The sequence below is a fragment of the Cytophagia bacterium CHB2 genome, from assembly GCA_030263535.1.
In the GTDB taxonomy this organism is placed as follows: domain Bacteria; phylum Zhuqueibacterota; class Zhuqueibacteria; order Zhuqueibacterales; family Zhuqueibacteraceae; genus Coneutiohabitans.
This window is the reverse complement of the sequence record SZPB01000173.1, coordinates 1-12,888: the sequence shown is the minus strand read 5'-3', so window position 1 is coordinate 12,888 and position 12,888 is coordinate 1. Positions and strand designations below refer to the sequence as shown.

Here is a 12,888-nt window from a genome sequence, read left to right as displayed (position 1 = left end):
CAACGGCGTAAAGCCGGCGGGCGCGCACAGCGTTCTCTTTAACGGCGCAGCGCTGGCCAGCGGGATTTATTACTATCGCTTCGAGGTGCAAAGCCCAGCCCAGGCGAAGAAGTTTGTGGAGGTGAGGAAGATGGCGTTGGTCAGGTAAACTGGTTGTTCGTTGTTTGCACTCTTTCTCGTACTCATGATCTATGCGCGCCTAGAGGTGTGGCCGAAACCCACTTATTATTGCATAATCGATGAGGTTAACCCTCTGTTTTCGAGTACGTGTTTTGAGCGAAAACAGGCTTTTCGGCTACACCCGTAGGGGTGTGGCCGAAACCCCCTTTCCGTGCATATTCTGTGAAGCTAACCACCTGCTTTCGAGTGTGAGTTTTGACCGAAAACAGACTTTCCGGCTACACCCCTAGTCTAGGCCATAGGCTTACTCGCCGTACAGATTTTCACATGCGCGTAAGAGTATGAGAAAGAGTGAAAGTAAGCCATGCCAATTCAAATGCCAAACGGCCGGGATTTTTTGAAAAAAATCTGAGGGTCATCGAACGGCGACCTCGCAAAAAAATTTTCGGCATGCAACCTAATTGATATTCATGCCGCGCGCGTTGCGGTATTATGAGAGAGTAAATTTAGATCAACCTCCTTTGTCATGGCTGACTCCCTCTCTCCAAGCATGGCTGTGTTCAACACCTAACAAGATTGCTTTACAGTAAGCTTCAAAAACTGTTCATGGTTAAATGGTTCCATGGTTAAGCCGTTTCCGCCGTTGAATTGAGCCATAACTTAGCCATTCAACCATTTAGCAAATCAACCATTTAACCTTCAAATTTTCAGGAGGCTGTAATGAGTAGAGCAAGGTTTAATCGCGTGACCGCCATTGCCTGCATGGCGTGGCTGGTTGCAATGTTGGGAACAAGTTCGGCGCAAGAGTGGCGCAAGCTGCGCGAAGAGGGCGCGAATTTCTATGACGTCAAGCGCAGTTTTGAACAAGCCGAGGCGCAGGCGCTGCAAAACGCGCTGCTTAAAAAGGGAGCGGATGAAGAAGGATTCGAGGATGAGGCCAAGGTGCCAGGCTATACGAGCTTCAAGCGCTGGGAATATTGGATGGAACCGCGCGTTTACCCCAGCGGCAACTTGCCGGATCCGGATCAAGACTTCAAAGCCATGCAACAATATTTTCAGCGGCACGGCGCGCTCATGAAAGGCGCAGCGACGCCTGATGCGGTGGCCACGGCCATTCCGTCGGCCAATTGGACTTCACTGGGCCCAACCTCGTGGGTGCTTACGTCAAACAGCGTGGCGCCGGGCTTGGGCCGCGTTTCGGCAATCACTTTTCATCCGACCGATGCCAACACGATCTTTCTCGGCACGCCGGCCGGCGGTTTGTGGAAGAGCACCAATGGCGGCGCGAGCTGGAGCACCAACACCGACAACCTTCCGGTTTTGGGCGTCTCAAGCATTGTGATCGATCCCACCAATACGAACATCATGTATATCGCCACCGGCGACAATGACGGCAGCGACACCAAGAGCGTCGGCGTGCTGAAATCAACCGACGGCGGCGCGACCTGGAACACCACCGGACTCAATTTTCAAGTCACGGAAAGCCGAAGGATCTACAAGTTGCTCATGCATCCGACCAATTCCAACATTCTGGTGGCAGCGGCCAGCAATGGGTTTTGGAAAACCACAAATGCCGGCACAACTTGGTCACGAAAAGGGATGGGCGGTTATTACAGAACGACTAGGGAAATAGAATTCAAACCGGGCGATCCGGCGACCGTCTATGCGACGGTAAAATCTGTAACTTCGCCATACCCGATGGATTTCTGGAAATCAACCGACACCGGCGAGACCTGGACCCAGATTACCAGCGGCGTGCCGACCACCGCGAATAGACTTGAAATCGGCGTCACCCCCGCTAATGCGAATTACGTTTACTTGCTTGTCAGTAAATCGGCGGACAACAGTTTTGGTGGTTTGTATCGTTCGACCGATAGCGGCGTTTCATTCACCACCCAGTCGACGACTCCGAATATTCTCGGTTATCTAACCAACGGTTCCGATGTTACCGCAGGCCAAGGCTCTTATGATTTGGCCTTTGGGGTTTCGCCGACCAATGCCGACGAGCTTTATACCGGCGGCGTGAACATTTGGAAATCCACCAACGGCGGCGTGAATTGGACCAACAAAACGCATTGGGTGTATAACACCAATCCGAATGCTTATGTCCATGCCGACGTGCATCTCTTCGAATTTAATGGTTCGAACGTTTACACCGGCACCGACGGCGGTTTCTTTAAATCGACCGACGGCGGCACCACGTGGTCCGATCTCAGCGCGGGGATGAACACCACGGAGTATTATCGCATCGCCAGTGATCCCAATAGCGCGAATTTGGTTTATGGCGGCGCACAAGACAACACCATCACCCGTTACAGCGGCTCGGGCATTTGGGACAGTTTCATGAGCGGCGATGGCGCCGAATGCCTGGTTGATCGCACCAACTCCAACATCGTTTATTCTGCTACCCAACGCGGCAGCTTGAAAAGGTCGAGCAACGCCGGCGTGACGTGGTCTTCCATTAAAAATAACATTACTGAGACCGGCGCGTGGGTGACGCCGTATGTGATGGATCCGGTCTCGAACACCACGTTGTACGCCGGTTACGTCAATGTTTGGAAGACCACCAGCAGCGGCGGGAGCTGGACCAAGCTTTCCACTTTTGCGAACACCGCGACGATTGTGGATTTGCAGGTGGCGCCTTCGGATGCGAATTATATTTATGTCACCAAAACCGCCAACGTGTATCGCAGCAGTGATGGCGGCGCCAACTGGACCGGCATCACCGCCGGGCTGCCGGCCGCGGCCTATAAGCAAATTGCCGTGGCCAGCAACGATCCCCAAAAAATATGGCTCACCCTGTCCGGCTATTTGAGCGGCAACAAGGTTTGGGCTTCTACCGATGGCGGTGCGACCTGGACGAATTATTCCGGCACGTTGCCGAATCTGCCGTTCAACACGATTGTCTACCACAACAACGGCGGCACGGATGCGCTTTATGCCGGCGCTGACGTCGGCGTGTATTATCGCGATAACACGCTTTCGGATTGGCAGCTTTATCAAACCGGCTTGCCCAACGTACCAATCAGCGAGTTGGAGATTCATGCGAACAGCGGCAAGCTGCGCGCAGGCACGTTTGGCCGCGGGTTGTGGGAAACGGATTTGGTGCCTCCGCCGGGCGCGGCGCTGGCGTTTGACGGGGTGAATGATGATGTCACCGCGCCGGGTTTTTCGTGGCCGACCGGTGGAGCCATCACGGTTGAATTTTGGAGTTATTTCGCAAGCAGCGATCTGCAGACCTCAAGCTCTTTTAGTGTCGGCAATCAAGACACTCCAAACCGTTGCCAGGCACATGCTCCAAATCCCTCCGGCACATTACATTGGGACTATGGAGACAACACGGCTAACGGACGAGTAAGCGCGAACTATATGCCATATCTTGACAAGTGGACGCACGTCGCATTAGTCTCTGAAGGGAACGGCGGCACTTTTAAGGGCATTTATCTGGATGGGGTTTTAGTCGCATCGGGAGCCGTCTCAGACGGACCCAATATCGCTCTCTCCGGGTTGACGGTGGGAGCTTGGCCTCTTATCAATTATCGCCACAAGGGCAAAATTGATGAATTCCGCATCTGGAACGTTGTGCGCGGCCAGGCCGATATTCAGGCGAAAATGAATTGCGAGTTGACTGGCACGGAAGCCGGTCTCGTGGCTTACTACCAGTTCAACCACGGTCGGGCAGGCGGCAACAATGTTGGTGAGACCACCCTTGATGATTTGACTGCGAACAACAACAACGGCACACTGAACAACTTCGCGCTAACCGGCACGACTTCCAACTGGGTAGCGCCGGGCGGCGTGACCAGCGGGACGACTTGTGGCACGATGGCGATGCTTATCGCCAATGCCGGCAATGACAATCTGCATAGCGGCGGCGCGACCAAGCTCAACGGTTTCGCCAGCGGCGGCAACGGCGGTTACACCTATGCTTGGGCGGTCCAATCCGGGCCGAACGCGGGCAGCGAGCAATTCAGCAATGCCGCCTCGCCGAATACGATTTTCAAACCCACGGCAAAAGGCAATTACGTTTTGCGCTTGACGGCGAAAGACGGCATGAATGCGACCGCTTCGGACAATGTCGCGGTTACGGTCAACGCCTTGTTCGCAGCGAGCATCAGCGGCGACGATCCGGTGAATCCCGGCACCACGCACACCTACACCGTCACCACCGATGCCAGCAATCCGAGCTATCTGTGGATAGTGACAAACGGCACGATCGGCGGCGATAACGACCAAAGCTCCGTGGAGGTCGAGGCCGGCCAGCCTTCCGGCGATATGCGGGTGGAAGTGTACGTGACCGACGGCGTGACGAACGACGTCGTCTACGCCCTCAAGAGCGTCACGGTGACAAATCCGAATGCTTTAAGCGCGAATGCCGGACCGGATCGCAGCATCATCGTCGGCGGTTCCGCCACGATCGGCGGCAGTCCCTCGGCGATTGGCGGCATTCCGCCTTTAACTTATGAGTGGTCGCCCACCACGGGCTTGAGTGATCCGAATGCGGCGAATCCTCTTGCGCAGCCAATCACCAGCACGACCTACACGCTCACCGTTTTGGATGGATTTGGCGGCGTTGCCACCGATCAAGTGGACGTGAACGTAACGGTGTTGCAAGTGAAACCGTTCGTGTTACTCGGAAACAAGATTACACTCGCGCGCACCAAGCAACACACGCCTGCCGGTGACATGCATTCCAACGGCACGTTGACGGTTTCAAAAGGCGATCCCAGCACGTACAATTCCAATCTCACCGCGGTGAGCAAGATCACCATCAACAAAGACAACACCATTAACGGCAATGTGAAAGCGCCGAGCATCAGCAATTCCGGCAAGATCAACGGCACCAAGACGATTGGGCCGGTGGCGAACGAACCATTGCCGAGCTTGAGCTACAGCGCTACTGGCTCGAACAAAACCGTGCCGAGCGGAGGCTCGCTCGTGCTCGCGCCGGGTTCGTACGGCATTGTCACCGTGAATAGCAGCGGTACCCTCAAACTCTCCAGCGGCGAATATTTTATGACCGAGTTGCGTTCTGCAAGCTCGAACACCGTGATCGAGATCACGATTACGGGCGGCAATCCGGCCACGATCAACGTCGTGAGCAATTTTCAACTTGGCAAAGAAGGCGAGATTCGCTTGTTGCCCAACGGCGAGGCGGACAGCAAGCTCTTGACGTTCAACACGAAGCAAACTAGCGGCGTGAGTATCGGCAAAGAGGCCTATTTCTTGGGTAATTTCAACGCGCCGAACGCGGTCGTGACGTTGGTGAAGAACAGCCAATTGCGCGGCACGATCTGCGCGAAAGAAATTCTCGTCGAACGCGATTGCTTGTTCCTGCACCACGACTCGCCGGGCACCTTGCCGGGGCCGGGTAACCTGCCGAAAACGCCGGGCGAGGTTTATGAAGTGGATGATGAAAATGCGCCGGTGGCCAGTTATGAATTGGCGCAGAATTACCCCAACCCGTTCAACCCCGAAACCGCGATCCGCTTTGCGCTGCCGGAAGCGAGCAACGTGACAGTGAAGCTGTATTCGCTCTCCGGTCAAATGGTGAGAGAGCTGGTTAACGGCAGCTTTGGCATCGGCCGCCACCAAGTGATTTGGGACGGTCGCGATGCCTCCGGAGCCGCGGTTGCCGGCGGCATTTACTTCTATCGGCTTATCGTCCACGGCGCGAACGGCGACGTGGCGTTTACGCAGACGCGCAAAATGACGTTTGTGAAGTGAGAGGTAAAACGTAAGGCATAAAACGTAATCGCTGAAGTTGCGTCTTACGGTTTACAGGTTAAGAGTTGGCTGGCAGCCGGACTTTCGTAAATCCCCCTGCTCACAGCAGAGATGATGACGGGAGTCCGGCTGTATCTTGACATGTGCTTTACCGACCTCTTGGTTGGAATTTGGTGGACGTACGTGGGAGGTTTTCTTATAATTGCCTGCTATGCGGAACCTCGTGGCCATTGCGCTTTTATTTTTCATGCTGTTGCAGGCAGCAGGCTATATTGTTGTCTTTGAAATCCAAAAGCATGGCATTCGCCGGGAAATCAAGCAGCAAATAAAAGCCGGCGTGCCGCAGGCGGAGCTAGTTCTGTTCAAAATTTGTGAGGAGAAGCCCGACCCTGCGTTTCAGCGCGTTGACGAACACGAATTCCGATATGATGGCAAGATGTATGACATCGTTCGCCAGGAAAGTCATGGCGACACAACCTGGTATTACTGTCTTGCTGATGAAAAGGAAACGCAACTGTTTGCCCATCTCGAGGAATTGGTCAAACGCGGCATGAGCCAAAATCCGGAACAGCAGCAACGTCTTGAAAAGCTTTTGAATATATGTGGCCTGCTTTTCTTTAGCTCCGGAGATGAGGCCGCTTGCCGTGAGGCAATCGCAGAAATGACATTGAGCAATGATTGTTTCGAATTAAAAAACTGGATTACCTCTCCGCCCACCCCCCCGCCTGAAGCATAAGATCCCGTAAAAATTTTTTGCCGTACATGGTTTGCCATGACCCGCCTTTGCACGGTTATTGGCATTGCATTATTGGCCTGCGCTGCCTGTGCGTGAGCCCTCATGATTTTTATGCGGTCGTATGAACTTTAAGCGAGGAGATAACACGATGTGTATCGCCAAACGTGGTTGGAAAAATTTTGTGCTCGCGATTGTCAGCGGCGCGGCCGTCACACTTGCCGCGCAAAGCGAGCAGACTAACACGAATGCGGCCGACAGCACGGTTTACGAATTCGAGCAAGTTACCGTGACTGCCCTGCGCTATCCGGAGCAGGCGATTAATGTTCCGCTTGCCATCAGCGTGCTCGGCCCGGAGCGGCTGCAAAACACGCGCGGCTATGGCCTGGAAGAGGCGCTGAAATTCGTTCCTGGTGTGCTGACGCAATCGCGCGCCGGCAAGCAGGATGTTCGCATCACCATTCGCGGCTTTGGCGCGCGCGGCGCCGGTGATCGTTCCAACGCCGGCACCTCTCGCGGTATTCGCATTTTGCTCGACGGTTCGCCGCAAACGGAGCCGGACGGCAGAACGGCATTTGACTTGATTGATTTGAGCCTGGCGAAACGCATTGAAGTGATTCGTTCGAATGCCTCGGCAGTTTGGGGCAATGCCTCGGGCGGCGTGATCAATATTATTTCTGCGCCCACGTTCGAGGCGGCTTTTGTTTCGCCGCAGGTGTTGAGCGGCAGTTTCGGCTTGCAGAAATATACGTTGCAAACCGGTGTGAGGTTAGGCGAGGCGAGACTGGCGCTGGCGTTGAGTAACACCTCGTTTGACGGCTGGCGGCAAAACTCGGCAAGCGAGCGAACGCTGATGAATATCAGCTTGTTGTCCCATCCCGGCGAACACACGAAATTCGGCGTGTATCTCGTCGGCGCAAAAAACAAATTCCTTATTCCCGGCCCGCTGTCACAGGCGCAGTTTGAGACCGGGCCGCAGCAGGCAAATGCCACATACCTGCAGCGCAGTGAACGGCGCTACAATCGCTTGGGGCGCATCTCGGCGGCCTTGAATCACGATCTCAACGACACGCATGGCTTTTCTGCCCTGGCTTTTGTCGAGCCAAAATATTTGCAGCGTTCCGAGCGCGGCACGTTCCGTGATTTCAACCGCTACCACGTCGGCGGCAACATGGCATATCGTTTTCACCAAAACCTTTCTGCCGCGGTGCAGAGCACGCTTCAATTCGGTGTGGATGAAGCTTATCAAGATGGCGCGATTTTGTTTTATAACCTTTCGTCCACCAACGAACGCGGCGAGGTGTTGCAACAAAACAAACGAGAAGGCGCAAATACCTTTGGCATGTTTGTGCAGGAGGAGTTGAGCTTCGGCAAACGTGTGAGTTTACTGCTAGGCACACGCTACAGCGACGTGAGGTATCACACGCAAGATTTCATCAACACCGCGTTGAATTCCGAAAAATCGTTTGCGCGCTGGACGCCGAAATTTGGCCTCAACTATCGCCCCTCGCCGGCGCATAGTTTTTATGCGAATGTGGGCGGCGGCATCGAAGTGCCGGCCGGCAACGAAACCGATCCCGCCTCGACTTTTGGACAGGATAAAGTATATGCGATCAATCCCCTGCTCGATCCCATCCAATCGTCCACGTTGGAAATCGGCGCCAAACAAGTCATCGTCCCTGCCGGCGCGGCAGTGCTGCGTTCGCTGTCGTATGAGGTGGCCGCGTATCGCATTAATATCAAGAACGATATCATTCCGTATCGCGGCGGCAGATTTTATTTTACTGCCGGGCAAACGCAGCGTCGCGGCCTGGAAGTTGGCGCCAAAACGGAATTCGCTTTCGGCGTTGCCCTGCAGGCGGCGTTTTCGTATGCCAGCAGCAAATATGTTGAGTACAAAGTTGATTCGGTGCACTACGGCAGCGCCGGAAAATTTGCCGACTACAACAACAACAAAGTTGCGGGCATGCCGGAAGTTTTCTACAATCTCGCCCTCCGTTTCGAACCGCCCAAACTGGCGAGTCTGTATGCCGAAATCAATCTGCAAGGCATTGGCGAATATTTTGTCGATGATGCCAATCGCATCAACGTGCCGTCGTACAATGTCATTAATCTCACAGTGGGATTGCGCCAACCGTTGCAACTCACGGAGGGGCTGAGCGTGCACGCCTTTTTCGGCGTCAATAATTTGAATGACAAAAAATATGCGGCCTCCGCATTCGTCAATCCAGATATGGTGAACGGTGTGCCAATCTTTTTGGAGCCCGGACTGCCGCGCAATTACGTCATTGGCGTGTCTTTTACTGGGGGCAAGCCAAGAATATAAGCGGAAGTCGTATCTGATCAGCCGTTCGGTATGCCCGATAACTTATCCATCAGCCGGGTTAAGCGCTGGAGCCGGACTTCATTTTCTCGTGCCTCATACATATGCAACACGGGCATGGCTTGATAGCATTTCAACGCCAAGGCGGTTCCTTTCGGACGGAGTCGCCTTTTTTATTGCCGGGCAAAAAATGCTTGCTTTTCAACACGGATTGAAACTTCTTGAGGCTGTGACCTTTCCTTGATGCGGCCTGACAATGCTCGGCTTGCATTGCAACCGGACGTTTTTATAAGACCCGAGGGTTAGCTCAAGTATTAATTTTTCAATGAGGAGGTGGATCATGGACTCGAATCGAACAACCCGAACGTTTCTAAAATTCAACCTAATGGCGCTGTCTATGTTGTTTTTCCTCTCGACAAATTTCGCGTTGGCCCAGCTTGCCCCGCCGGTTGCGGGAAAAAGGCCGAAAAGCGATACGATTCACGGCGACCTGCGCGTTGATGATTATTTTTGGCTGCGCGAGAAAACCAATCCCGAAGTGAAGAAGTATCTCAACGCGGAAAACGCCTATGCTGAACAACTGCTTGCTCCCACCAAAGATCTGCAGGAGAAGCTTTATCAGGAAATGCTCGGCCGCATCAAGGAAACCGATCTTTCCGTGCCTTATCGCCAGGGCGATTACTTTTATTACTCGCGCACCGAGCAGGGCAAACAGTATTCGATCTACTGTCGCAAGAAAGGCGCGCTCGACGCGCCCGAAGAAATCACGCTCGATCTCAACCAGCTTGCGATTGGCAAAAGTTTCATGGGACTCGGCGCTTATGCGGTGAGTGATGACGGCAATTTGCTGGCGTTTTCAACCGATTCCACCGGCTTTCGCATTTACAATTTGCAAATCAAAAATCTCGCGACCGGCGAGCTGTTGCCCGATCATGCCAAAGATGTTGGCTCGGTATTTTGGGCGGCGGATAACAAAACATTGTTTTATGTCACCAAAGATGCCGCCAAGCGGCCCTACCGGCTGTATCGCCATGTTCTCGGCTCGGAGCAATATGATTTGTTATATGAAGAAAAAGACGAGCGCTTCAATTTATTCGGTCGCCGCACGCGCAGCGGAAAATATTTGATTCTTTATTCCGGCAGCTTGACGACCACGGAAGCGCGTTTCATTTCCGCCGACGCGCCTGCAAGTGAATGGCAAATCCTGCTGCCGCGCCAGCAGGATCGTGAATTCGAAGTCGATCATCACAACGAGTTTTTTTATATTCGCGTAAACGACACGGGCCGCAACTTCCGCCTGGTGACGGCACCGGTGCATGATCCGGATGAAAAGAATTGGAAGGAAATCATCCCGCACCGGCCCGAAACGATGTTGGAAGGCATTGATTGCTTCGCCAACTTTTACGCCCTTTATGAACGCCAAAACGGCTTGCCGCAAATCCGTCTCACGGATCTGAAAAGCGGTGAGAGCCATTATCTCGCCTTTCCGGAGCCGGCCTACAGCGTGTTTCCGTCGACGAACCGTGAATGGGACACGAATCTGCTGCGTTACAGTTATCAATCCCTGCTCACGCCCAGCTCAGTATTCGATTATGATGTCACGGCGCGCCAAAGCACGCTGCTGAAGGAGACCGAAGTATTGGGCGGCTATGATAAAAATGAATATGCTTCGGAACGGCTCTATGCCACGGCCAAAGACGGCGCGCGCATTCCGATTTCCATTGTTTATAAAAAAAGCCTTCAGAAGGACGGCCGCAGCCCGATGCTGCTCAACGGTTACGGTTCCTACGGTTTTGCGCTGCCGGTAAGCTTCAATTCGAACCGGTTGAGTTTGCTGGATCGCGGCTTTGCCGTGGCCATTGCGCATATTCGCGGCGGCGGCGAGATGGGCAAGGCCTGGCACGATCAAGGTCGCATGCTGAACAAGATGAACACGTTCACGGATTTCATCGCGAGCGCGGAATATTTGATTGCTGAGAAATTTACTTCGAAAGACCGCCTGATCATCGAAGGCGGCAGTGCCGGCGGTTTGCTGATGGGCGCGGTGACGAATTTGCGGCCCGATCTTTTCAAAGCCGTGGTCTCGCATGTGCCGTTTGTCGATGTCATCAACACCATGCTCGATGAATCGCTGCCGCTCACCGTCGGTGAATTCGAAGAATGGGGCAATCCTAAAAAGAAAGAGGAGTATGAGTACATCAAACAATATTGCCCCTACACGAATCTAGCCAAAAAGAGTTATCCAGCGATGCTGGTGAAAACTTCGTTCAATGACAGTCAAGTGATGTATTGGGAGCCGGCAAAATATGTCGCAAAAATACGCAGCTTGAAAACCGACAAAAATCCACTGGCGTTCGTGACCAACATGGGCGCGGGCCACGGCGGCGCTTCGGGACGTTACGATCGCCTGCGCGAGATTGCGCTCGATTATGCCTTTATGTTGATGCAAGTGGGCTTGGCCGGCGAGACTGAAGCCCTGCCGTAATTTTGATTGCTGGAAAGTGAAGCGAGATGGCTGGAGGCAGCCCCTATCGCATACAGCATTACGCCGAGTCGCGAAATGATGTCACCACTTCGTGGTTTCATGAAGAAAAAACGCCAAATGACTATAATCATGCCATCCCTTCGGGATTTTCCGAACCGAGAATCCCGAAGGAATGACATGATTATAGAAAGATAGCCAAAAAGAAAAGGGTAAAACCCGAAGGGTGGCATATTTACTGCACCAAATTTGGGGAATTGCACCCGGTTGATTTATTTTTCATGGGATAGGATTAACAATGCCATCCGATGGTCGCGCATTGGCACTGTGATGCAATAAAAGTGAAAGCCATATGATCTCAAGAAGAATTAAACAGTTTCTTTCCTTGCACATTTTTTCGCTTCTGGTTTGCCTGCCTAATCCGAAAGCCGCCGCGCAGGCGCAAGTTCATATTCCGGAGTGGTCCAAGGGCGCGGTGTGGTATCAAATTTTTCCCGAGCGCTTTCGCAATGGCGATACACACAATGACCCCATCGCCTCGCGCACACTCGGCCACAATCACGCCGAAGAATGGCAGGTTTCGCCGTGGACGTCGAATTGGTATAAACTGCAACCGTGGGAACGCAAACACAGCGACGACTTTTATGCTGAAAACGTGTTCAATCGTATGTACGGCGGCGATCTTCTCGGTGTGATCGATAAACTCGACTATCTCGCGGATCTGGGCGTCACCGCGCTTTATTTCACGCCGATATTCGAATCGCCTTCGAGCCATAAATACGATGCCAGCACCTGGCATCACATCGAGGCGGATTTCGGCGGCAACCGCGATGCTGATCTTGAGCTGATGCACAAGGAGAAAAAAGATACCACGGCATGGGCGTGGTCGAGCGCCGACAGCGTGTTTCTCAAGTTGATCAAAGCTGCGCATGCGCGCGGCATGCGCGTGGTGATCGACGGCGCTTTTAATCATGTTGGCCGTGAATTTTGGGCTTTCCAAGACGTACTCGCGCAGCAACAGAAATCGCGTTATGCCGATTGGTTTGATATCAAGCAATGGGATGATCCGGCTACGCCTATAAACGAGATGAAGTATCAGGGCTGGTGGAATGTGTGGACCTTGCCCGAATTTCGCGAAGATGAAAATGGTTTGCCGGCCGGTCCCAGGGCCTATGCCTGGGCGATCACCAAACGCTGGATGGATCCCAACGGCGACGGCAATCCGGAGGACGGTGTTGATGGCTGGCGCCTGGATGCCACCAAGGATGTGGCGCCGAAATTCTGGCATGACTGGTGCGCCTATGCCCGCCGCCTAAACCCGGAGGTTTATCTTTCCGCCGAGATTTGGAGTGAAGCGCCGGAATGGATCAGCAATGAAATGTTCAACTCGATTATGAACTATCCGTTTGCGTATGCGACGATGAAATTCTTCATCAACCAAAAACGCGCCACGCTTTTGCCGGGAGAGTTTCAAGCAGAATTGCTGCGCTTGCTGAAGTTTTA

General features: G+C 53.4%; 5 protein-coding genes. All 5 read left to right on the top strand.

What is annotated here, in order from left to right:
• Nucleotides 1-840: 840 nt before the first annotated feature.
• Nucleotides 841-5,847, top strand: coding sequence for a hypothetical protein (locus FBQ85_16690; protein MDL1876784.1), 5,007 nt, complete (start codon nucleotides 841-843; stop codon nucleotides 5,845-5,847).
• Between the two features lie 211 nt (nucleotides 5,848-6,058).
• Nucleotides 6,059-6,583, top strand: a complete 525-nt coding sequence (locus tag FBQ85_16685) for a hypothetical protein (GenBank protein MDL1876783.1) — start codon at nucleotides 6,059-6,061, stop codon at nucleotides 6,581-6,583.
• Between the two features lie 121 nt (nucleotides 6,584-6,704).
• Nucleotides 6,705-8,906, top strand: a complete 2,202-nt coding sequence (locus FBQ85_16680; protein MDL1876782.1) for a TonB-dependent receptor — start codon at nucleotides 6,705-6,707, stop codon at nucleotides 8,904-8,906.
• Between the two features lie 394 nt (nucleotides 8,907-9,300).
• Nucleotides 9,301-11,388, top strand: a complete 2,088-nt coding sequence (locus tag FBQ85_16675; GenBank protein ID MDL1876781.1) for a S9 family peptidase — start codon at nucleotides 9,301-9,303, stop codon at nucleotides 11,386-11,388.
• A 349-nt stretch (nucleotides 11,389-11,737) separates the two neighbouring features.
• On the top strand, nucleotides 11,738-12,888 hold a 1,151-nt coding region (locus tag FBQ85_16670), incomplete at its 3' end, for an alpha-amylase (protein ID MDL1876780.1).

Excerpts from the sequence above, each read along its gene's own strand:
- FBQ85_16690 (MDL1876784.1), top strand. The coding sequence starts at position 841 with ATGAGTAGAGCAAGGTTTAATCGCGTGACCGCCATTGCCTGCATGGCG.
- FBQ85_16680 (MDL1876782.1), top strand. The coding sequence starts at position 6,705 with ATGAACTTTAAGCGAGGAGATAACACGATGTGTATCGCCAAACGTGGT.
- FBQ85_16685 (MDL1876783.1), top strand. The coding sequence starts at position 6,059 with ATGCGGAACCTCGTGGCCATTGCGCTTTTATTTTTCATGCTGTTGCAG.
- FBQ85_16675 (MDL1876781.1), top strand. The coding sequence starts at position 9,301 with ATGTTGTTTTTCCTCTCGACAAATTTCGCGTTGGCCCAGCTTGCCCCG.